At 45.2% G+C, this 23167-nt stretch carries 26 protein-coding genes and 1 other annotated feature; of the genes, 2 read left to right on the top strand and 24 right to left on the bottom strand.

All coding sequences use genetic code 11. The annotated features are described in order from the left end of the window. Positions 1–4: 4 nt before the first annotated feature. From G9G57_RS09710 to mtrB, 3 genes are all read right to left on the bottom strand, one after another. Positions 5–874 carry a heptaprenyl diphosphate synthase component 1 gene (locus G9G57_RS09710; RefSeq protein ID WP_017427545.1) on the bottom strand — a complete coding sequence of 290 codons (870 nt, stop codon included), beginning with the start codon at positions 872–874 and terminating at the stop codon, positions 5–7. 116 nt (positions 875–990) lie between these two features. Continuing rightward, positions 991–1542 carry a hypothetical protein gene (locus tag G9G57_RS09705; RefSeq protein ID WP_017427544.1) on the bottom strand — a complete coding sequence of 184 codons (552 nt, stop codon included), beginning with the start codon at positions 1540–1542 and terminating at the stop codon, positions 991–993. 98 nt (positions 1543–1640) lie between these two features. Then, positions 1641–1871, bottom strand: a complete 231-nt coding sequence (mtrB, locus tag G9G57_RS09700; protein ID WP_017427543.1) for a trp RNA-binding attenuation protein MtrB — start codon at positions 1869–1871, stop codon at positions 1641–1643. A gap of 53 nt (positions 1872–1924) precedes the next feature. Between mtrB and G9G57_RS09695 the strand changes: the two genes are divergently transcribed. After that, a complete protein-coding gene (locus tag G9G57_RS09695; protein ID WP_128574142.1) occupies positions 1925–2200 on the top strand; it encodes a hypothetical protein in 276 nt (91 codons plus the stop codon). A 71-nt stretch (positions 2201–2271) separates the two neighbouring features. Here the strand turns inward: G9G57_RS09695 and G9G57_RS09690 are convergent, their stop codons facing one another. The 19 genes from G9G57_RS09690 to G9G57_RS09600 form a co-directional block, all read right to left on the bottom strand. Then, positions 2272–2544, bottom strand: a complete 273-nt coding sequence (locus G9G57_RS09690; RefSeq protein WP_014599981.1) for an HU family DNA-binding protein — start codon at positions 2542–2544, stop codon at positions 2272–2274. A 248-nt stretch (positions 2545–2792) separates the two neighbouring features. Continuing rightward, positions 2793–3779 carry an ABC transporter permease gene (locus tag G9G57_RS09685; RefSeq protein ID WP_016822216.1) on the bottom strand — a complete coding sequence of 329 codons (987 nt, stop codon included), beginning with the start codon at positions 3777–3779 and terminating at the stop codon, positions 2793–2795. Next, entirely contained in the window at positions 3776–5293 is a 1518-nt protein-coding gene (locus G9G57_RS09680; RefSeq protein WP_017427542.1) for a sugar ABC transporter ATP-binding protein, read from the bottom strand. Before G9G57_RS09680 ends, G9G57_RS09685 begins: the two co-directional genes overlap by 4 nt. Before the next feature lie 73 nt (positions 5294–5366). Continuing rightward, entirely contained in the window at positions 5367–6482 is a 1116-nt protein-coding gene (locus G9G57_RS09675; protein ID WP_017427541.1) for a sugar ABC transporter substrate-binding protein, read from the bottom strand. Between the two features lie 168 nt (positions 6483–6650). After that, positions 6651–8129, bottom strand: coding sequence for a stage IV sporulation protein A (gene spoIVA, locus G9G57_RS09670; protein ID WP_017427540.1), 1479 nt, complete (start codon positions 8127–8129; stop codon positions 6651–6653). Positions 8130–8553: 424 nt separating this feature from the next. After that, positions 8554–8904: a 2Fe-2S iron-sulfur cluster-binding protein gene (locus G9G57_RS09665; RefSeq protein ID WP_017427539.1), complete on the bottom strand. Its 351-nt coding sequence runs from the start codon at positions 8902–8904 to the stop codon at positions 8554–8556. Between the two features lie 42 nt (positions 8905–8946). Further along, complete coding sequence (locus tag G9G57_RS09660) at positions 8947–9597, bottom strand: hypothetical protein (protein ID WP_017427538.1); 651 nt, start codon at positions 9595–9597, stop codon at positions 8947–8949. Between the two features lie 178 nt (positions 9598–9775). Beyond that, positions 9776–10051, bottom strand: coding sequence for a stage VI sporulation protein F (locus G9G57_RS09655; RefSeq protein WP_016822222.1), 276 nt, complete (start codon positions 10049–10051; stop codon positions 9776–9778). A 166-nt stretch (positions 10052–10217) separates the two neighbouring features. Next, a complete protein-coding gene (locus G9G57_RS09650; protein ID WP_013371696.1) occupies positions 10218–11258 on the bottom strand; it encodes an NAD(P)H-dependent glycerol-3-phosphate dehydrogenase in 1041 nt (346 codons plus the stop codon). Continuing rightward, entirely contained in the window at positions 11251–11859 is a 609-nt protein-coding gene (plsY, locus tag G9G57_RS09645) for a glycerol-3-phosphate 1-O-acyltransferase PlsY (RefSeq protein WP_016822223.1), read from the bottom strand. Before plsY ends, G9G57_RS09650 begins: the two co-directional genes overlap by 8 nt. An 11-nt stretch (positions 11860–11870) precedes the next feature. Beyond that, positions 11871–13193 carry a ribosome biogenesis GTPase Der gene (gene der, locus G9G57_RS09640; RefSeq protein ID WP_013371698.1) on the bottom strand — a complete coding sequence of 441 codons (1323 nt, stop codon included), beginning with the start codon at positions 13191–13193 and terminating at the stop codon, positions 11871–11873. Between the two features lie 147 nt (positions 13194–13340). Next, on the bottom strand, positions 13341–14567 hold the full coding sequence (gene rpsA / locus G9G57_RS09635) for a 30S ribosomal protein S1 (RefSeq protein WP_013371699.1): 1227 nt from the start codon (positions 14565–14567) through the stop codon (positions 13341–13343). Between the two features lie 118 nt (positions 14568–14685). Next, on the bottom strand, positions 14686–15279 hold the full coding sequence (locus G9G57_RS09630) for a lysophospholipid acyltransferase family protein (RefSeq protein WP_164964882.1): 594 nt from the start codon (positions 15277–15279) through the stop codon (positions 14686–14688). Beyond that, entirely contained in the window at positions 15276–15983 is a 708-nt protein-coding gene (gene cmk, locus G9G57_RS09625) for a (d)CMP kinase (protein ID WP_017427536.1), read from the bottom strand. Before cmk ends, G9G57_RS09630 begins: the two co-directional genes overlap by 4 nt. A gap of 129 nt (positions 15984–16112) precedes the next feature. Beyond that, positions 16113–16772, bottom strand: coding sequence for a flagellar brake protein (locus G9G57_RS09620; protein ID WP_019687873.1), 660 nt, complete (start codon positions 16770–16772; stop codon positions 16113–16115). A gap of 165 nt (positions 16773–16937) precedes the next feature. Next, positions 16938–18323: a germination protein YpeB gene (ypeB, locus tag G9G57_RS09615; protein ID WP_019687874.1), complete on the bottom strand. Its 1386-nt coding sequence runs from the start codon at positions 18321–18323 to the stop codon at positions 16938–16940. Positions 18324–18586: 263 nt separating this feature from the next. Then, a complete protein-coding gene (gene prsW, locus G9G57_RS09610) occupies positions 18587–19282 on the bottom strand; it encodes a glutamic-type intramembrane protease PrsW (protein ID WP_016822228.1) in 696 nt (231 codons plus the stop codon). Positions 19283–19366: 84 nt separating this feature from the next. After that, positions 19367–19981, bottom strand: coding sequence for a genetic competence negative regulator (locus G9G57_RS09605; protein WP_016822229.1), 615 nt, complete (start codon positions 19979–19981; stop codon positions 19367–19369). Positions 19982–20177: 196 nt separating this feature from the next. Then, complete coding sequence (locus tag G9G57_RS09600) at positions 20178–20555, bottom strand: hypothetical protein (protein ID WP_129549512.1); 378 nt, start codon at positions 20553–20555, stop codon at positions 20178–20180. Between the two features lie 93 nt (positions 20556–20648). Here G9G57_RS09600 and G9G57_RS09595 point away from each other — a divergent pair, with 93 nt between their 5' ends. Beyond that, positions 20649–21575: a polysaccharide deacetylase family protein gene (locus tag G9G57_RS09595; protein WP_164964881.1), complete on the top strand. Its 927-nt coding sequence runs from the start codon at positions 20649–20651 to the stop codon at positions 21573–21575. A gap of 149 nt (positions 21576–21724) precedes the next feature. Here G9G57_RS09595 and G9G57_RS09590 read toward each other — a convergent pair whose 3' ends face one another. Next, positions 21725–22066 (bottom strand): hypothetical protein, encoded by a 342-nt coding sequence (locus tag G9G57_RS09590; protein ID WP_017427534.1) that lies wholly within the window; start codon positions 22064–22066, stop codon positions 21725–21727. Beyond that, positions 22063–22650 (bottom strand): type II CAAX endopeptidase family protein, encoded by a 588-nt coding sequence (locus G9G57_RS09585; protein WP_017427533.1) that lies wholly within the window; start codon positions 22648–22650, stop codon positions 22063–22065. Before G9G57_RS09585 ends, G9G57_RS09590 begins: the two co-directional genes overlap by 4 nt. Before the next feature lie 186 nt (positions 22651–22836). Continuing rightward, positions 22837–23087, top strand: a binding site (T-box leader). The last annotated feature ends 80 nt before the right edge of the window (positions 23088–23167 follow it).

Genomic DNA, 23167 nt, shown 5'->3' with positions numbered 1-23167 from the left:
TCACCTAACCTTCCCTCACAACCGGGTGCGAACTGTTTAGCAGCTTCAGGAAAGGCTCAAGCATGCATTCAAATTCCTCAATCCCCGTGTTTTGTTCATCTGACAGGGTCTGCCGGATGTGTGTAACAGCCGTGCGAAGCTTGTCCAGTATCGCATCCTCGGCTTTGTATTTCAGCACAAGCTTACGCCAAACTGCTGTTTCATTACCACCCTCTGAAAGCAGTGCCTGCTCATGCTGGTCTCCGTTACCGTAAATATGCCAGAACATATATCCGAAACGGGACTTGTCTGGTTCTGCCCGTTTCTCCCATTCCTCCACCAGCGTGTCACAGAGAGCGAATTCATTAAGAAGCTGCTTCCAGACTTCCTGATCCTGTTCTGCAATAAGTGAAGTCAATGATAAAAAAAGCTCCTGTTTGAAGCAAACCATCTGAGATAAATACTGAGCGGCATTCAATCGAAAATGCTTCATCTCCCAGTATAAGCTCATTTTCCCTGCGTTCACTTCACATACAGCGTCACTCAGCTTCGAAATGGCCTCGATTCGGCCTGCTAGTGCAAGTAGCTGATAAAAACGGCTACTGAAGTAGTCACCTGCTAACACTTTCAGCTGTCTGGATCGCATCTCTTCCGGACTTCGTATACCGGATAAAGTATCAATCATATCATGCGTATCCAGTCCCATCTGCACAAGTGATGTAACCAAAGCGTACAGTTCATCCTCACTGGCATGCAGCCCTTGCGCATTCCGGTTCAAAAACTCAAACAGCAAACGGGTACGGCTGTCAGGAAAAGCCGGCATTTCCGTATGTTGTTGAATCATGTCGTATTCCACATATTTCCTTACTAATTGAGGTACGCGATACGGTTTCATCCTAAGCCTCCGAGCCATGACTTTCTGGTATACTCAAATAATTGCAATGCCTTATATTATATCACAATTTAAAATGATTCGCGACTAAAGTACTGTAGGTCCAGCGGTAGAAACATCTAGTTTGTATATACACCGCTAAACCTGTTTTGCCACATAGGCGTTACTGTAATGCGGAAACGAGATTTCAAATCTTCTGGCAGTTCAGCGCCTTCCCGATTTCTAAGTTGTTCCAATGCCTCGTTCGTCCACTCGTTCCGGCGTATATCGGATGCCAGCAGCAAATGGCGTTCTCCTGACCATTCGTCCTGCGTCACCACCCGCAACAGCAATTGCCGTACATTCGTCGTTCCGTAAAAGCTAAAGGCGGCAAGCTCCGCCATGTTTTGATAAATCTCCAGAGGTGTGGTTTCTTCCTTGGACAGCTTAACATCCAGGGTCAGGACAGAATGTTCCCAGCTTGCACTTGCAATCGGTGTGGTCAATGGAAGCTCGTTTAGTGTATCTACCAGATTGTCATCCGTCAGCAACACTCGTTGCTGGGGCGAGATTGTTGCCTGTGTTTCACGAACTGCTGCGGTACCCGAGTCCAGCATCTGTAAGGACGGCAGCAATATTGCTGCTGCGGTGGTTATGAGAATGGAACCACCGAGTACAATCCAAGGTTTCATCAGAGCCTCCCCTGACCCCTACCCCATAATGTGGGTTTGCTACGGTAAAGGTCCTCACTCTCATTGTACAACAAAAAAAAGCAGGCTATGCCTGCATTTTACTCCTCCGTATCTACAACACCGTGCTTGGTCATCACCATGGCCTTGCCGCGAATTTTGATGGCAGAAGTATGATCCGTAAATTGAACGATCAGTATCTCACCCTTGTCCAATTTTTCTGAATGATGCAGGCGTGTATCCTGACCTCTGGTCAGACCAAAAACCTGACATCCGTTGCTTTTTGCTTTAATTACGACGTACTCACTGCTGCCCGTCACGTTATCTTCCATGTCCTTTTCCTCCCTGAGAGCCGAAGCTATATTTTTATGATGGAGATTTAAGATTGTTTTGTCAACTACATGCTTTCCTCGCGCCTGCAACAATTAGTGCTTCCTGTGCCATACTATCTGTGCAGTCCCATCTATTAACGAAAGGAACGGATCGGATGGAAAACTATCGTCCCGCCAATCTCAGTCCTGCTCAGATAGAGCAGCTTCAACGGCTGGAACATGAATTTGCCGAGCTGACAGGTGAACCCCTGGTGCTGATTGCTTATGCCTCGCGAAACGGCAAGACACCTTCCTCTTCTTCAGTCCATAGCACCTCTACCACAAAGTAAATAGGACAAAAAGAAAAGGCCGTGAATCAAATTCACGGTCCTTTCAGCGCATTGGGAATATGTAAGAAATCTTATTTAATTCCGTCTTTGAGCGCTTTACCCGGTTTGAATGCCGGAATTTTGCTCGCAGGGATTTCGATTTCTTCTCCTGTTTGCGGGTTACGTCCTTTACGTGCGGAACGTTCACGAACCTCAAAGTTCCCGAAACCTACCAGTTGTACCTTGTCTCCGTTTTGCAGTGCTCCAGCGATCGCTTCAAATACTGCATCGATTGCTTTGGTTACGTCCTTTTTGGACAATTCAGTGCTCTCAGAAACCTGATTGATCAAATCCGTTTTATTCAACATATTCACCTCCCAATTCAAGTGTAGTCCAGCATTAAGGTTATCGGTGTGCTCCACCGATAATGAAGTCGCCTGTATAAAATAACCCGGGCGGCATACTGCCTTCCATAATGTTATCATCTGTTTCCGTTTCGTCGTTAAATATACATAGAATATACCTAACCACCGCCATATAGGCCGAAACTGGCGTTTTATGGCACCCTTCTTGCGTGGAACAAGGTTTATAGTAATACAGTCGACAGACAATTTCAAGTACGACGACGGTTCAGTACGTAAAAAGTAACAGCCAGCGCAAGCACCAGCACTACTCCTTTGACAATGTCATGGGCAAAATATTGCACATTCATCATGGTCAGTCCATTAACTAATACGCCGATTAACACCGCACCAATAAATGTACCAATAACATTGGGTTTACCCGCACCAAACACTGAAAAACCGACGAATACTGCAGCTACTGCCTCCATAAGTAAGGGAGAGCCAGCGTCAATTTGACCCGAGCCTACACGCGAGGCATATAAAATACCGGCAATTGCCGCAAATACGCCTGAAGCGATATAGGCCAGTGTACGGACCTTTTTTACCCGTATACCTGACAGACGAGCAGCCTCCTCATTCCCGCCAGTTACATACATTTGACGCCCATGCTTTGTGTAGGTCAAGAAAACATGCACCGCTGCCACAGCTAGCAACAGTAAAATAACCGAAATCGGGATACCCAACCATTTACCCTGCCCCAGTAAAAGAAATGCTGGAGATATCTCGCCTGGCGCCTTGCTGCCATCAGGAAACTGCATATGATTGTAGATGGTATAGCCTTGTGCGTATGTTTGGTGAATCCCGCTAACGATATACATAATGGCTAGAGTTGCGAGCAAATCGGGGATACGCAGTTTAATAATCAAAAGTGAATTCAACAGCCCAACCAAAGCTCCAACAATCAGAGATACAATAATAACCACTGCAACAGGCTGTTCATACCAGACCATCAACGAGGCTGAGACGACCGTCGTCAAGGATACCGTTGCACCAACCGACAGGTCAAAACCGTCTACAATAAGTGATAACGTCACACCAATGGCCACGAAAGTCACAATCGCAATGGAGCCAAGAATATCCATCAAATTATCATACGTCCAGAAATAAGGTAATGTGGCTGAGAAAAACGCCAACACACCTATAATGACAACTACAGCACCGTAACGAAACGAGACATTTAACCATTTTTCCTTCATGAATGCACCTCTTCACCACCGCTGGCGTACAACAGAAGCTGTTCCTGTTCGACTTCGCCTCGCGCAAATTCCCTTATTATTTTACCGTCATACATGACTGCTATCCGATCACCAATGCCTATACCTTCCGCGAATTCACAGGTAAGATAAATGATTGCTTTTCCTTGTGCAGCCAATTCTCCGATGATACGGAAAATATCGCTTTTTGCCCCTATATCCACACCCTTGGTTGGCTCGTCAAAAACGAATACATCCGCACCGGAATGAAGCCATTTTCCTATCGCAACCTTTTGCTGATTCCCACCGCTCAAATACTTAACATTCTGGCGCAGTGAAGGCGTCTTAATACCAAGAGAGGCGACAACCCCATTACCGTTATTACGTTCTTTATGCCGACTGATGAAACCCAGGACACTCAGCTTGCCCAAGAGCGGAAGACTAAGGTTTCGTTCCACGCTCTCCTCAATCAAGACCCCCTGCTTACGCCGCTCCTCGGGTATGGACACAATTCCTTGAGCTACCGCGTCCGCTGGCTCACGCATACGAATGAAGCGCCCCTTGAAGGTCAGCTTCCCCACATCGGGCTTGTCTGCCCCTGTAAGTAGTCGTGACAACTCCGTCTTGCCCGCACCGACCAAACCCACAATAGAGAGAATTTCACCGCGTCTGACCTGCAAATCAACGCCGTGAACTCGCAATCCCTTACGGAGTCCTTTTGCTTCCAATACCGTTTCACCAATAGGTACCTCTGTTTTCGGAAATTCCTCATCAAATATTTTCCCAAGCATATACGTGATAATGTCGCCTACATTTAAATCAGAAGCAGGTCCCGAGAACACGCGCTCACCATCACGCATCACCGTAATACGGTCACTGTGCGCGATGACCTCCGGCAATCGGTGCGTGATGAGAATACATGCTACTCCCTCATCCTTGAGGGTATGAATGGTGCGGAACAAACGCCTCGTTTCTTCCTCGCTCAGCGGTGCCGTTGGCTCGTCAAAAATGATAGTATTCGCCTGCTGTGTCAAAATCCGTGCGATGAGTACAAGCTGCTTTTCTGCCAACGTCAATTCTGACACGTATCGTCGTACATCTATATCAACCTCCAGACGCGCTAATGCCTCACGTGCTCGCCTGCGCATGGACGCTGGTGCAGCCCACCATCGACCATCAGGTACAGACAAATCGTCCATTACAATATTTTCCGCGACGGTTAACTGAGGCACAAGTGCCGAATCGACTTCTTGATACACGCAGTGAATTCCGGCTCTTTTGGCTTCCCACGGTGAACGAATAATCAGCTCCTTGCCATCCACAACGATCGCTCCCTGATCGAAACGATACGCACCTGACAAGATTTTCATTAATGTGCTCTTCCCTGCCCCGTTGGCACCTAGCAGAGCGTGAATTTCGCCACCCTGCACCGTAAAATCCACGGCTCTCAGCGCATCTACACCAGCAAACCGTTTGCTGATCTTCTTCATCTCCAATGTATATACTTGTGTACTCATGAATGTCCCCTCACTCCCGCTTATGATAAAAGCGCGCCGAAGCGCGCCTTTGCATTTGCGTTATGCATCCATTTTATTTGGACGTTTCATATTCCTTCATCCAATCCTTGTAGCCCTGCTCACTCTTGCCCCATCCTTTCACAAATTGAGACAACTCGGATGTGGAAATTTGCTTATCTGGCAACTCTTCGCGCTGTACATATACTGCCTTCAGCACAACTTTCTCCTCAGGGTTATCCCCATGCAACTTCTGGTATGCATAGCGCACTTGTACGCGCCCGATATCTGTTGGATCTACGGCTGCTGAAGCCACCCACGGGTTTTTCGGGTCCTGAATCATTTGCAAATCTTCATCACTCATATCAATCCCATAAACTTTAATTTCCGTACGCCCAGCTTGTTGTATCGCACGAGCTGCACCTTTGGCAAATTCATCCCAAGCCGCCCAAACTGCTGTAATTTCACCCTTAGGATATTGCTTTAGCACAGCTTCCATTTTGGCTTGCGTATCCAAAGCAGGATTCTGAGCCGAACCAAAAGTTGCAATCTCTTTAATATCTGGATTGGCTTTCAAAAATGCGTCATAAGCAACCTGACGGCGCTCCATTGGTGCAAACCCAGCAACCCATACCTTCACAATGTTTCCTTTGCCACCGATGTCCTTTTTCATTTGCTCAAGCGTCAGCTCCGCCATGCTTTGATCATCCTGTGAAAGCACTACCGCACCCGGAACATTGACCGCAGCATCGAACACGATAACTGGAATATTGCGGGAAATTGCTTTTTTGAGTCCTGGCTCCAGCAATGCGTCACCGTGGTCAGTCAAAATAACATCAAACTGCTGGTTAATCGCACTATCTAGCAAAGAAGCCATTTTAGCCTTATCGTTATTGGCAACAAACTTGGTCAGCGTACCGCCAAATTTCTTAACCTCATCTTCCACACCTTGAACATACTGCTGCGAAAACGTACCTGTATTAAACTCCATGATCAAAGCAACCCGTTTACCCTTTAGATTCGAACTATCTGTTTTTCCATCTCCTGTATTCGTTCCTGCAGTGCCTGTCCCTTGAGCGCCGCTTTCTGTTTTCGGCGCGCCACATGCTGTGACCAGTATAATCAGCACCAGCAGCATGATGGCTCCGAGCCCTAGCTTCTTGTTTTTTTGGAGCCCTTTTTGGATATACATGATTTGTTTCCCCCTCGTTCCAAGCACTAATATGTTTTAAATTTGATACTTAATATATCGCGTTAAACCAAGTATGTAAATAGGTTTTATTAAATATAGAAAAATACCGCAAAGAGCAGTCAGCTCTCTACGGTATTTCCCTTACACATTTTTAGTTATAGCTTAGCCTTAAAGAATTATAGCAATAAGACCACCAGAACCTTCGTTAATAATGCGACCCAGCGTTTCTTGAAGCTTGTAGCGTGCATTGTCCGGCATCATGGCAATCTTGCCTTGAATACCTTCACGCACAATAGAATGCAGCGAACGTCCGAAAATGTCAGATTCCCATATTTTGATTGGATCATTCTCAAAATCTTGCATCAGGTAGCGTACGAGCTCCTCACTTTGCTTCTCTGTTCCGATAATCGGAGCAAATTCCGATTCCACATCGACACGAATCATGTGAATGGAAGGGGCTGTCGCTTTAAGCCTCACGCCAAATCTTGTACCTTGTCGAATCAACTGCGGTTCGTCCAGTGCCATCTCGGCCAGTGACGGAGCTGCAATACCATAACCTGTTGTCTTGACCATTTCCAGAGCCTCGGCAAAGCGGTCATATTCACGTTTAGCGTGGGCAAAATCCTGCATCATTTGTAGCAAATGATCCTTGCCACGAATCTCTACCCCAACGACTTCAACCAAAATCTGGTCATACAGCTCATCAGGCGCATACAAATCAATTTCCGCTACGCCCTGCCCCATATTCATACCGCTTAATCCGGCTCTATCGATGAACTCATACTCCATAAACTGGCTGACCACCCGATCTACATCACGCAGGCGTCGAATATCTTTAACCGTATCACGAACGGAATTTTCATAGTTGCTACGCAGCCAGTGATTTTCGTTCAATACCATAACCCAGCTCGGCAGGTTCACATTCACCTCATGCACCGGGAATTCATACAATACTTCACGAAGTACACCCGTAACATCATCTTCCGTCATGGTCGCCGCGCTGAGTGTCATGACTGGAATATCATACTTGGCAGCCAGTTCACTGCGAAGTTGGAGTGTTTCATCACTGCGTGGATGCGTGGAGTTGATAACCAGAACAAATGGCTTGCCAACTTCCTTCAACTCTTCAATGACGCGTTCCTCCGACTCTACATAAGAGCTACGCGGGATTTCAGCAATGGTGCCGTCTGTGGTGACTACCACACCGAGTGTCGAATGTTCTTGAATAACCTTACGTGTACCGATTTCTGCCGCTTCCTGAAAAGGAATGGGTTCTTCAAACCATGGTGTAGAGATCATCCTTGGACCATTTTCATCCTCGTAGCCTTTTGCACCTTCTACTGCATATCCCACACAGTCAACCAGACGTACATTCACGTCCAGTCCTTCCGTTACTTTGATCTGGACGGCATTATTCGGTACGAATTTAGGTTCCGTCGTCATGATCGTCTTCCCTGCCGCACTTTGCGGCAACTCGTCTACGGCGCGGGCACGGTCCGCCTCACTCGTAATGTTGGGCAGTACAATCGTTTCCATAAACCGCTTGATAAATGTTGATTTTCCTGTTCGGACTGCGCCGACGACCCCAAGATAGATGTCTCCTCCGGTGCGTTCGGCAATGTCTTTAAAAATGTCCACTTTCTCCAATGAAATCCCCTCCTCAAAAGTCTCCGAAGGAAAAATGCTTAAAGAGCATCCGCTTCGTGTTCAACCAACTGCTTGATCCCAGATGCGGCAGAACAGCCTTTAAAATGCCCGGAAGTCGTCCGCCGCCGAGATTCAGGAGACTGATGGAATCGGCGAAACGGCGTAAACTCGTACATGCATTTGGACTGATACCATCATATGTATCCCCTCCGTAAAATATGTTTAGTTTTTTAAAAATAGATTACGTCACAGCGATCATTGCAGAAACGATATTTTACGTTTGGGTCCACTCACCTAATATATGCGCAGCAAGATTTCCACATGACTTTGTTGCTAGACTTAAATAAAAAAAGGATATGTCTCTGACCGGTTCTAGCCGTCGAGAAATATCCTTTGTTTTTTGTTCTAATTATTAAAATCGATATTACCACAGTTCGTCATCCAGTGCCTGACGCTCCAGTTGCCGCCTAATAGCTGCCTTAAGTCTATCCTCCGGTATGGTTACCTCTACATCACCTTGAGCGCGGGCCTGACAGGATAAACGTATTCCTTCATTCAGTAAAGGTCCCAGCTTACGCTGTTCTGCATCATTAGGGTGACCTGCGAGCTCAGCCCGTTCCGGTGCTATCTGCACTTTACACATCAGACAGGCTGCTTTTCCATCACAACGAGTGGGAATATACACACCTGCTTTACGGGCAGCCTGGAGCAATGACGTGCCCTGACCGACTTGTACACGCTTGCCTGACGGCTGGAACGTAATCTGTACATTCATAAACGGTCCTCCATTCACCTTTCCTCATAATACGCACGCAACCTATATTTCATTACTCATCCCGATTAAGGAGTGAAGTTCTGGCCAAGGGAGAAGATCTATAAGCTTGCCCAACTGCTCCTTATTCCAAATGTTACGGACCAATAGCTGTGTTAGTATCCCTATGTGTTGTTGGGGGTCTCGCTTCATGACATCTGCAATCGCTTGATAGCGGTCAGGACGATTTCGCAACAGATTGAATAGCAACTCGTGACTGAGAGGCATCAAACGCAATGAGGTATTTTCCAGATCAAGCTGAATCCCAGCCGACCAGAGTAGCCGCTCGACCTCTAAACGATATAAAGCTCCATCACATAAAACCTCAAATCCTCCCACCAATTCGACTGGAAATCCCTCCAGTTCATAGTGGCTTAGCAATGAAACGTAAGATCCGCTACGGTCAACCTGCTGTGGGTCTATACTTACACCCGGCGAACGCGCGTGTAACAGCTTCGCTGCATGAATATCCGCATAAATATCAATGTCCCGAGGCAGACGATCCAGTTCAACTTCTTGCACAAGTAGTGCACAGCTCCCCCCCAGCATCCACGGAACCGACACCGCTGACCAGCTCTCAGTCAAGCTACCCAGCGCAACTGCCAGATCGTGAGGAAGCCTGTCCACTAACACTGATGATATTGCCTCCTTCAACATCGTTTCCTCCTTTGCTGTCTTTCCACCCGTTTCCTGATGGGCATCATTATAACATGTTCGACATGGCAGTTCGACATTTTGTGTACTGAAAAAGCACTTTACTGCCTCAAAATATAAAAAAAACCGCGAACCTTCCCGGTTCACGGTGAATAAAACGAACCATCATACGGCCAGTGTTTTATTTTTTCATCATCATTTTCATTAACGCTTCCATATTGGAAGGATTCATTCCACTCTTTTTGACGGCTCCGACAATATCCCTGACTGTATCTTCCGATACCGGAATGTTAGCCATCGCAGACACCTGTTTTATAAGCTGACGCAACTGCGCTTCACTTTGAAGCGTGTCCGGCTTTACCGTGCCTGCAAGCTTTTTCACTGCATTTTCGGATATGTTTTTGCCGCCTTTTTTGTTAATGGCCTTCAATGCATCTTTCGGAAAGTTTTTACTCACAATCTCCCCTCCTCCGCCATTGCTCAACTCAGTCTATGAGTGACGGAGACAAAAGGTGATTAAGCATACAAAAGACATGCCAAACGCCTAACTAAAAAAGGCTATCTCATCGTAGAAAGATCTACTCATGAGACAACCTTTATACTTTAGAAGCTCCTCTGTACTCTTATGAATGCCATTGCTCCCAAGTTTGAAGCGGCATGACTTCCATCTCGGTTTTCGGATCGCGACCCATTAATGCCTCAACGGCTTTGCGGACGTCACGTCCTTCAAACAGCACTCCATACAACACCTCTGTAATAGGCATTTGCACACCCAATTTTTGTGAGATAGCGTATGCTGCTTTTGTCGTACGAATCCCCTCTACGACCATTCCCATAGATTCCAATACGGCATCAAGCTGTTGGCCCTGTCCCAATAATGAACCTGCACGCCAGTTGCGGCTGTGACGACTCGTTGCAGTCACAACTAAATCGCCTATACCAGCGAGTCCGGCAAAGGTTAATGGATTAGCCCCCATCTCAACTCCGGCACGGGTAATCTCAGCCAATCCACGGGTCAACAAAGCCGCTTTGGCATTATCACCGAAGCCAAGTCCATCCGACATTCCCGCGCCCAGTGCAATAATATTTTTTAAAGCACCGGACAGTTCTACACCGAGTAAATCACGGTTTGTATAGACGCGGAAATAGGAGTTCATGAACAACCCCTGGGCAGCCTGAGCAGCCTTCTCATTGGAAGAAGCTACAACAACCGTTGTAGGACATTTCTTCACTACTTCCTCCGCATGACTCGGGCCTGACAGCACGGCAATATCATCCTCCGCGATTTCCAGCTCTTCCGAGATCACCGTGGACATACGCTTGAGTGTCTCTGTTTCAAAACCCTTAATGGCATGTACTACCAGCATATCCTTGGTGAAATGAGCCTTCAGACTACGTGCAACCTGCCGAGCGGCAGACGAAGGAGATACGATGATCACCGCTTTAGCTCCAGATACCGCAGTCTGCATATCCGTTGTAGCTGAAATGCGATCAGACAAAATAGAGCCTGGTAAATAATGCTCATTCGTATGCTTCTCATTGATCTCAGCAGCTTGTTGTTCGCTTCTCGTCCAGACAGAGACATCGTTGTTATTGGTCGCAAGTACGGAAGCTAAGGCTGTTCCCCAACTCCCTGCCACCAGCACAGCTATTTTCTCAGACAAGACGATCTCCTCCTTTGGAGCCAAGCTTATTCTCATTTCCCCGTGCCAACTTGACTATGTTAGTACGGTGTCTCCACACAGCGAACAGGCAAATGATTAGAGCCGTCCAAAATAACGGCCAAGCAAAACCAAGTACGAGTAATATCCAAGGGGTCAAAATGACAAAAATTAGTGATCCCAGGGATACATAACGCGTTATTACGATGGCAAGTATCGCAATGATTCCGGCATATAATGCCGGCAGCAAGGCAAGAGATGCCAATACACCAATGGCAGTCGCAATCCCTTTGCCTCCGCGAAAGTGAAAATATACCGGCCAGTTATGGCCCGCAATCGCCGCAATGCCACACAAACCCGGTAACCAGGATGATTCTCCACCCAACCAGTGCCCTATCAGCACCGCAATAACCCCTTTAAGTACGTCCAGCAGCAGTACCAGAATAGCTGGGCCTTTTCCAAGCACGCGCAGCGTATTCGTCGCACCGGCATTGCCGCTTCCATGCTGGCGAATGTCGATTCCTTTTAATTTTCCATACAGCAAACTAAAGCTGACAGAGCCAAGCAAGTAACTGAGTACGATGGCAACGATCTGTAAAATCAACCTATTCGCTCCTAACTTTCGTCAGACTTGCGCCGTGTAAATATACGAATTGGAGTTCCTTCAAAATTAAAGGCGGCGCGAATTTTGTTCTCCAGATAACGCTCATAAGAGAAGTGCATTATCTCTGGATCATTTACGAATACAACCATCGTAGGCGGTTTAACAGCAACCTGAGTCACATAGTTAATACGCAGACGACGGCCCTTGTCTGTTGGCGGTGGATTGATGGCAACCGCATCGGAAATGACATCGTTCAGCAGATGTGTCTGAATACGCATGACATGCTGCTGTGCCACATGCTGTACAACTGGAAGCAACTTTTGCAGACGTTGCTTTGTCTTTGCAGACAAGAACACAATCGGAGCATAGGTCATGAACAAAAAGTGGTCACGGATTTTCGTCTCAAACTGATGCATCGTTTTATCGTCTTTATCTACGACATCCCATTTATTAACGACAAACAACGAGGCTTTACCCGCTTCATAAGCATAGCCAGCAATGTGTTTATCCTGCTCAATGATGCCTTCCTCGCCGTTAATAACGACCAGTACAACATCTGCACGCTCAATCGCACGCATCGCACGCATTACACTATATTTTTCTGTCGTTTCGTATACTTTACCACGTTTACGCATACCTGCCGTATCAATCAGTACATACTTTTGACCGTCTTTTTCAAAAGGCGTGTCAATTGCATCACGCGTTGTACCAGCAATGTCACTAACGATAACCCGTTCTTCTCCTAGAATGGCATTAACGAGTGAAGATTTACCTACATTCGGACGTCCGATCAAAGCGACACGTATAACGTCTTCATCATAATGATCTTCTTCTAGTTCAGGTAAATTGGACGTAATTGCATCCAACAGATCACCGATCCCCGTACCATGACTACCAGAAACAGCAATTGGATCACCAAATCCATAAGAATAAAACTCATAGATCAGATCAGCGCGACTGAGATTGTCCACCTTGTTTACTGCTACGATGATCGGTTTACCCGAACGATACAGCATTTGAGCTACCTCTTCATCCGCTTGCGTTATTCCTGCTTTTGCATCGCTCATGAATACAATAACATCTGCTTCTTCTATTGCAAGTTCGGCCTGCATACGGATGGACTTCAAAATAACATCCTCACCATCAATCTCAATGCCGCCGGTGTCAATAATACTGAAGGACTTACCATTCCACTCTGATATACCGTAAATACGGTCACGAGTGATTCCCGGTTTATCTTCCACGATGGACAGACGATCCCCGATAATCCGATTAAAAATCGTGGACTTACCCACATTCGGACGACCAACGATAGCCACAACGGGTCTTGCCATAAATTCACTCCTCCTGTCAATTCTTCCGCTATCATCATAGCAAAAAACATACCTATTGGCGATATAGTGACGTAACAACAATCGGCGAACCCTCTGGGTCCGCCGATGGTGTACGTTATGCTTATTATAAAATGTATTGATTTAAACTCATTTAAATTTGTTCAGCTTATCACCAAAACGCTCGCCAAGCGTAATGCTCAGTCCGGAGTTGTTGAGGGAAACGTTAGGATTATTCAGTTCCTCACGAGGTGCGCGAGATGCACGTGGTGCTCTTTCTGCTTTTGGAGCAGCTTCAGGAGCTTCCTCAGTTTCTTTAATGCTCAGACTAACACGTTTTTCGGAAGGATTCATTTCAAGAATTTTAACTTTAACTTCTTGTCCTTCTTCCAGAACTTCTTGTGGAGTTCCAATGTGTTTGTGGGAAATTTGAGAAATATGAACCAAACCTTCCACACCAGGAGCGATTTCAACGAATGCGCCGAAGTTAACCAGACGTTTAACAACACCAGTTACGATGTCATTGTTATTGAATTGTCCAGCAGCCGATTCCCAAGGACCAGGCTGTGCAGCTTTCATGCTCAGGCTGATTTTTCCTTTTTCAGGATCTACTTTCAAGACTTTCACTTTCACTTGATCTCCTTCGGAAACAGCATCAGAAGGCTTATCAACATGAGTCCAAGCAATTTCAGATACGTGAACCAGACCATCTACTCCGCCAACATCTACGAAAGCACCAAACTGAGTAAGACGTTGAACCGTACCAACGATTTCTTGTCCTTCTTTCAGCTCAGCCATTACTTTAAGCTTGTTAGCTTCAAATTCTGCTTCCAGAACGTCTTTTTGGGAAAGGATCACTTTGTTGTTTTCACGATCCAGTTCTTTTACAACAACACGCAATGTGCGGCCTTTGTAATCACTGAAATCTTCAACAAAATGGCGTTCTACCATGGATGCAGGGATGAATCCGCGCAGACCCACGTCTACTACGATGCCGCCTTTAACAACATCATTCACAACAACTTCAAATACTTCTTTGCTTTCGAACAGTTGCTCCAACTTTTCCCAAGCATTTTCACTGTCGATTGCACGTTTGGACAGAACAAGTTTTTCCTTGCCGTCGTCGATGCTGATAATTCTAGCTTCAACTTCTTGGCCTACTTGTACTGCTTCTTCTGCATTGTCCAGACCAGAAGACAATTCGCGAATTGGAATAACTCCATCGTATTTATATCCAATGCTTACTACCGCTTGGTTATCTTCCAATTTCACAATTGTACCCTTAACGGTGTCACCTTTTTTCAGGGAAACGATTTGATCGAGCTCGTCTTGATTTGCCGCTTCAGCAGCTTCTTGATTTTTAATTTCTTCCGACATGTCAATACCCTCCTCAATTCAAAAAAACCATTTATTTAAACCTGCGCATAGCAGAGTTCAAAACAAAATACATTTTTGTTCTAGTTTTCCAAGCTTAGACACAATTCATGCAAGCCGTTCAATCATTCGTAGGCTTACCCGTTTCCTTCATTGTGCGAATACGTGACATAATTGCTTCTGTTGCCAGTTCAAGAGGATCTCCTTCGACATCGGTACCCTTTTGGTAAGCGTCCAAAATAACAGGTTTACCGTATATCACTTTCGTTTTACGGAAAAGCTTGTAATCACCAATAATGGCGACCGGAACGGCAGCCGCTCCACTACGCAGTGCAAAACTGGCAGCACCCTTTTTACCAATTCCCCCAGCTCCTCTGGAGCCTTCGGGAAAAATCCCCATAACCTTACCTTCACGCAAAATGTTCAATGCCAGCTTAATGGATTCCTTACTCACACCACCACGTTTGACTGGAAAAGCTCCCAGTTTGTCGATCAGTGGTCCCAGTACAGGAACATTAAACAGCTCTGCTTTGGCCATAAAGTGAACCTTGCGCTTCAGCAAAATGCCAACTGTAGGAGGGTCAAGATTACTAATATGATTAGAACACAACAGCACTCCACCCTCAGCAGGAACATTTTCCCTGCCTACCGCCTCAAGCCTAAACAGAACGCGGTAAATGAGACGCAAAATACTGGCGCATACAGTATATATCATTGGCTGATCTCTCCATCCTTCTCCGTTAAGCAATAAGATACGATCGTATCTACGACATCCTGAATGCCCATATGGGTCGTATCAAGCACGATGGCGTCTTCACTGCAACGAAGCGGGGATACCTCCCTCTCCTCATCAAACTTATCACGTGCCGCAATGTCACGTTCAAGCTGTTCCAGAGTGATATCATCAGTTTCGCTCAGTTCTTTAAAACGACGTGAGGCACGTTCCTGAACACTTGCGGTCATGAACACTTTGACTTCCGCATCGGGAAGCACAGTTGTTCCAATGTCGCGTCCGTCCATGACGACACCTTTACGCGCAGCCATTTCACGCTGGTATTCGGTCAAGCGTGTACGTAAACCAGCAATACTCGAATACTGTGACACATTGCTAGTCACTTCCATCGAACGAATCACAGTGGTTACATCTTCCCCGTTACAATAAACCTTTTGGCCTGTGGGGTCCGGTACTAATTCAATCACCAGCTCAGGTACATGCTGAAGCACTTTTTGTACATTTTCTGCAGGAATTTCTTTGCACATCATGTACCATGTTGCTGCTCGATACATGGCTCCGGTATCTACATATACATAGGAAAGTGCTTTCGCCACCAAGCGGGCCACTGTACTTTTCCCTGCGCCAGCAGGTCCATCAATGGCTACATTTATTTTGTTAATTGAAGATGCATGTTGCCTTGCCAACAGGGAATTCCTCCTAACCTAACCTCAAGAAAAAAGCAGGCATTGCCTGCGACGTGAAAATTATACCACACATTTATAGGCGATGCAAAATAAGCGACAGGTTTACTAAAAAAGAAAAGCTTCGGATGTTTACGATTTCCCCCGGAACTCCAACTGTCTTTCAAAACAATATTTAATCAGTTTTTGGCGCTCCTGGTCAGCGATTTTCTCATATTTCAACATAATGAGTTTGCGGCCATTTTCCATCTGCTGAATGCGTACAATTTCGGATTGGAACGGAACATGTTCTTGAGTGCCGTTTTTATATGGAACCAAAATCCAGCAAGACAATGATTCTCCTTCTTCAAGATGATGTGAACCCTGAGTCTGAAAAGATACGCCTCCACCTCCTACATCATGCGTCTCTGCTACAAATCTAGATTCGTTTGCACCATGTTTAACCGCAATTTCCAAGTTGGCCTTTACCCTGAGAAAGTTTCGACGCTGAATTTTGCTGATGCTGTCGGGAGCAGGCTTGTGAATGCGAACCATCCGGAGGACGTCTTCTTTAAAGCCTGTAACGTGGGTATTAAAATAGTTTTTAATCCCACCCTCGCTCATAAAAAATATAGACAGTTCTTCCCCAAGAAACAGCTTTTTCAAATGCCCGCTTGTTTGTGACATGGGAATTTCGATTAGAAAGTTCTGTGGGTCCTCTTCCGCAATACGTGACTTATATTCAAAAGATTCCTCCTTCTGATCGGTACCGGCAACTTGTATGTATAACACATCGTTAATTTTCGGAAACAAACGATTCACCATCCTTGTCCATTCAAAACTATAATTAAGGTATATAATACCACGACTTTGTGCCTATATTAAGCATTATATTTGCTAGAACCATGACTAAAGCACAAAAAACCTCCTTAATAAAGGAGGTTTAGAGTGACTATAGATTCATTTTAGTGTAATCAACTAGGCATTACTTGCCGTAACTTGTGGTTCATCTGAATCTTTTACCTGTTCAATCGTTTCTTCCATTCCCGTGTTCGCGTTAATGTAAATTCGATAAATGGAACCGTTGATTTTACCGCCAAATTCATAGCACAGAACTTCATTTGACAGTTCATTTTCAATTAGTGCTTTGCGGTGGTAAGTTTCGCGAAACTCAGGATTCAACTTCGCTCGTGCTTCATTCAAATTCAGTTTTGCCTGAGGAATGCGACGGAGGCGACTGTGCTCATAGACATAATCGCTGCATTGGAAACCAATCACTTGTCCGTTATCCAAGCCTGATCTGACTGTGATTTTTTCTGGATAGATAATCACATCCCCTTGTTGGCTTGCAAATGTAATGTTGGCTAAATTCCCGCTTTCATCATATGCTACGGGCTTCATTCCTTTGTAGCCCTTTTGTTCAAGATACTCACTTGCATAGCGAACCGCTTCATTACGAGTTGTTTTTTTAGGACCTACTGTTCTCATGTCATGATAAGAAATGAGCTTGCCGCCCTTTTTCGTAAAATCCATCGTGGCTACAGGCTGTTGCTTATTTAACAGCGTAGCCGTATAAGACGCCCATTCTGTTCCTTTGCCATTTTCGTTCACACGAATCTGACTTTCTGGTTTTCCTGTAAATTCAGCGGCATTACGCTTAATTTGTCCAGCATCCACCGCCGGGAGACTCAACTTTTTCACTGAGCGCTTATCATAAATGCTCGCAACAGACGGTCCCCAATCCAGTTCTTTGTAGTTCTCTACTTTTTTGTCCACGGTTTTGAAGCCATCAATAATGGTGTTGTCCTTCGGTCCAGTTTGAGAACCTGCCGCCATATCAACATCCATCCAGCGCAAGTTTTTGCTAATGACCTTTTGCTGCACCTCATGCATGTTTTTCGAAATTTCCTTGGAATTGTTATATAACGTTTTTAGATTCGAAATTTCTTTCTCGTTTAAAGGCTCGTGGTCCAGATCACGAACAGCGGTCTGATACGAGAATGCAGATAGATGTGACAGCAAATCTTTAGCATGATTAAAAGGCATTACATTGAGAGGCAACTGATTAACCTCGTTTTGGGCTTCACTTGCAATCCTCCACACGTTCATCAAGCATTTGCGGTGCATCGCGTGTGAAGTAGTATGGACAGCAACCGCGTTACCGAGTTGGGAATGCAGCTGATCCATATGAAACGACAAATCATGAAATGCACGCTGGTATTGATTTTCCGCTTTAATCGACATGCTATTTGCCTGAGAAGACACCTCTTTTCTCATCTGGTTTTGCTGATAACCCCACACAAATGCTCCTATCATAATCAGGGTAACCACCGGGAACAATACGGCACTAAGTCGTTTATACATATTGGGAGTCTCCTTTCTTCAAATACACTACCGATAGTGTGACAAGAAGAAAGCTCTCTTATGCATGGTTTTCCATGACTTCAACAATAAACTCACAGTTATCGCAAATACAGCGTTTAAAGCCGGTCTGAATCTGTCCTTGCTCCATTCGCCCTCTCAGTACAAAGCGTTCTCCGCATCTTTTACAATGAATTCTTACTTTTATACGCAAAAAAGACACCTCTTTCTCTAACAGGTTTGTCAGATCAGTGTGTCCCATTTCGTTACATATTAACCTTTTCTTCCCGTTTTAACATTCGAAAAGGAGAACGGTTATTCGCTCGACTGATTTTTGCCATCCCTCCATACCATAGAAATGCCATCAACGGAATGATAAACCAGATCCAGTCGTGTGAAAATTTCGTCAAAATTAAATCATACACTCCATGCCAAAACCATGGAAGCACTAATGACAGAAGCAGCATATATTTACTCTTCAGGTCTTTCGAAAACTTGGCTTTCCCCATATAGTAGCCCATCATAACGCCAAACATCGCATGACCGGATACCGGTAGCAACGATCTCATTAACATCATGCTGATCGAAGCATGCCCCGCCCAGGCATATAACAGATTTTCAACTGTGGCAAACCCGAGTGAGACTGCGGCTGCATACAATATACCATCATAAGGCTCGTCGAACTCCGTATGGTTATAGATGATGTGATACAGCAGGAACCATTTAAAAAACTCTTCCACTCCAGCGGAAATACCGAACACCTGAATTAAAGTGTCATCTCCTAGCCAAAGCAGCAACCCACGTTGAAAAATCATGACCGGAAGCACCACCAAAAAACCGAGCAAAAATACTTTAATAACCATGTGCAGAGGCTCCGAATCATATCGATCCTTTAAGTAAAAATACATCAATAAGGCGAGACCCGGCGCTGTAGCTGCCGCTAAAACAGAAAACAGAAGCACCGATCATCCCTCCATAAAAATGAGTCGGCTCTGCTTTCAGCGCAGAGCCGACAAATTAACTTCATTATCACTTTCTAAACCAAATCAAGAACGGCTGTCAAAATGGGTGCAGATGACAGCAACTGCCTGTTCAGGAATGATCAGCTTTCCATACTCTTCGAGCATAGCTGGTGTTACGGATGAACCTTCTCCAAATTCAGCCAGAATCGCGATTAAGGCCGCAAGCTTGGACTCTTCTACTTCTTCTGGCTCCAAATGCAAAATCCATTTTCCTCTATAATGATACAGCTTACCTGCTTCCGTAGTGTTGCTGCGGAGCATATGAGCCGCTTCTATGAGTACTTCGAAATCGCTAAACGCGTAAACGATGGAATCACTGTGCTCCATTGTGACTTCCATTTCGTAGACTTCCTCTGGAAGCTCCTCATCGGGACCCGAACCGTACTGCTGGTGATCGTATTTTCCCCGAGTGACGATAACAACCATTCCCTGAGCAGGAAGCGCAAAGACTTCAACAGCTAACGGTCCCGTGGCGTCGAAGCCCAGTTCGCTGTATGCCTGATCCATCATTTCAGTAAACAGCTCATGAACTCTTGGAATTTCTTGCCACATATCATCTTTTTGGATACCCCGTTCGCTCAAATCGTCAAAGGTAAGGAAAATCCGTATCTTGTCCTGACTTAATCTTTCTATTTTCATACTGGACCCTCCTCCTGGCAGCCGAGTGTTATTAGCAGATTATGATTCAAATATGATGCCTGTGATGAAAATGGTTCTATGTAATCATGTTATCATTTTATAATCGTAAATGCACGAATAAAAATGATAAAAAAAAGAATCATTTGAACGGCTTTAACAAAAAAGCCGCAAAATGATTCGGAATAGAGGTTTCGGGTTACAATCCCGGTACGGCTGTATGAGTTTCTTTCAGTATTTGCTCGACCTCACGTTTAACATCGGGACTTGTGCTAATAAACTCTTTAATCAACTTCATATTCTCTTCTTTGCTCTTGGCAGTTTGGGCGTTATGAACGGTTTTATCTGCTTGTGAACGATGATCATGATCCTTGTGGGTGTCTTGTGTATTCAGCGCAATATCACCCATGCCTGGAAATGCGGCGTCCATCATTTTTGTACGAGCTTTCTGTACCAAATTTCCGCTTTTTTTTCCGCCCATGTCCATGGATAAGCCCAACGCATTGCGGTTACGAGAGATCAGAGAGCTTGCGACAGCCCCCAAGACGATTCCCAGGAAAAATGAAGATGTTTTCACAATTAGAACCTCCCTTTGTGGTAGAATCAAGCATAGTGTTCGTCAGCAGAGACAAACTCATACGGTATAAATACAGGAAGGTGAGATGAATTAATGGGTACAAAAACAGCAGCCATCTTGCTAACAGCATGTCTGCTGCTTAGTGCTTGCACTGCGACGAAGCCGGAATCTGCGGATTCCAGTAACCATCAGGATTCAGTAACTTCTGACTTAAGTAACAGTGCCAAAGATCAGAGCAGTAAATCTTCCCCCAAAGGAAGCAGCAAGCAAGCAGACAGTGATGAGCAAAAATCAGTGAGTACAACAAATACGCAAAATGACAAAACCGCCGTTAAGAGCAACGAGACTACAGTTCCAACAACTGCGGTTACCACTAACAAGATGTATCACTTGGACAAAGCTTACAATGTTATTCCTAATCAACAAGGTGTCGAAAAAAAAGTGGTATTGCTGACTTTTGATGATGGCCCGAAAGAAGCGGTCATGATTAACAAAATCATAGATATATTGGATAAGCACAAAGCAAAAGCGATCTTCTTCGTAAACGGTTATCGTGTAAAAGAACATCCTGAGTTGCTCAAGCTTATCCATGACCGTGGACAGCCCATTGGCAACCATAGCTGGGACCACATCGTTCTCAAGAACAAGTCTGAGGCTGAGGTTAAAAAACAGATTGAAACAGTACAAAAAATCGTTAAAGACACTACAGGCCAAGCCCCCGTATTCTTCCGTCCGCCTCATGGTGCTGGTGGAGACGTAGGTCGCAAGGTAGCTAAGCAAAATGGGCTCTTGTATATGACATGGTCCGTAGGCTCTCTGGACTGGACCATGAAAAAAAACCAACCTCATAAAACGGAGACACTTCTCAAAAATGTAACAGAACAACTTCATCCAGGCAGCAATATTTTGATGCATGAACTGCCATGGACAGCGGAGGCACTGGACAGTCTATTGACGCGCCTTGAGCAGAAGGGCTATCAATTTGTCGATCCACAAAGCATTGAGATTCCTACCAGTTAATTATCACTTGCTCATAGGTCAAATGTAGATGATGTAAAATAAATGATGTAAAAAAGCCCCCCTCTCCGCATATTTTGTGGGAGTTGGAGGCTTTTTTAGCATAATATTGCACGCACGTACTAGACGCAAGCTATCACAATGCCTTTATATCACCAAAGCATTTCACTAATGGGTGGTGCACCCTTAATTCCCCACCATAGTAGTGCTGCTGTAATAAGCACAAAAAGAGTGCTTAAAAAATTCAAAAACCACTTACTCACCCGAATACGACGGGACGGAAACATCTCTGTCCGTGTTCGGTACTCACTGGCAGGAGTGTCCTCCTCCATTGTCACAGCAACTTCTGGTGCAGCGGCAACGTCTGCCAATTCTGGCATGGGCCGTGAAGCACGGGAGCGAACCGGTTTTGGCTTTGGCCTGTCCTCCTCCTTGCCTTTGCGGCCATTTCGGCGGCTACCATAGGTCTGCACCCTGCTAAGTTCCTGGTTCATTCTTCATACCTCCGAAAACGTAACGCTAAGCCAGATATAAGGTCAATCACAAAATGACAAATGATCGGTGCCCACAGGCTACCTGTCTGCACGTATATATATCCCAATCCATAACTGCTAAGGAAAACCCAGCCCGTGGGAATCCAGTGTCGTAAATATCGGATATGAATAACCGCAAACAAAATGCTTGTCCAATAAGGACCAAAGCTGTACTGAATCGCACCTCTAAACAAAAGTTCCTCACAGATGGAAACGATAGCAGCTATACAAATAATATGCCAAACCGGTCGATTTTGAAACAGCATTTGGTTAATACCACCGTCATCCATGGCATCCTCAGGCATGATCCGAGACAGCAGCAAATCCACTAATAGCATAGCGGCTGCCAAACCCAATCCCCACCATAAGACATGTAGCGTGTTGGGCAATGCAAACAGTTCAAACACATTTCTTTTCTGAAATATAATCCAGATTACGCCAATCAGCAGGGTCAGCCCCTGAGTTAGATACAAATTGTAAAGCAGCAAGCGGTCATTCAATTGATGAATTTGCGCTCTTTTCCATTTCACTTTAAGCTTTTTCATAGTTAGTTAGTCCTCTGCTTAGTCTTCTTTAGCATCATAGCCAAAAAGTCGGGCGGATTCAAGAAGACTTAAATCTTAATTTTTCCGCATTCAGTAGCTATGTTTCTAGTCGTCTATCCACACATGCCGCATGTCCTATTGACATGCCCATGTAAGCCATGATACATTATGAAAAAATTATTAGCGACAACAACAATGATGGAGAAAAGGTATTGATTTCGTCCTCAGAGAACCGGTGTTTGGGTGGAAGCCGGTGGCGAAGTAACTACTTTCAGCGCTCCTGAGTTATTGCATCGAGGTCTAGGTAATCATTTTCCGACATTAGATGCAATCGGCAGAAAACCGTTATCCTTTCGGTCATTATATGACCGCTGAAGGCAGTCCATTGCGAAATGGCTGCGAATTAGGGTGGTACCACGATAACTCTCGTCCCTTACTATGGAGATAGTATGTGATTCGGGAGTTTTTTTGATGCCCGAAAACCGTAAAGCAACTCCACATAAGGCCTTTGGTTATC

It is taken from the genome of Paenibacillus sp. EKM211P (assembly GCF_011066175.1).
In the GTDB taxonomy this organism is placed as follows: Bacteria; Bacillota; Bacilli; order Paenibacillales; family Paenibacillaceae; genus Paenibacillus; species Paenibacillus polymyxa.
The sequence above is the reverse complement of the archived record's forward strand: the minus strand, read 5'-3'. Positions and strand labels throughout refer to the sequence as shown.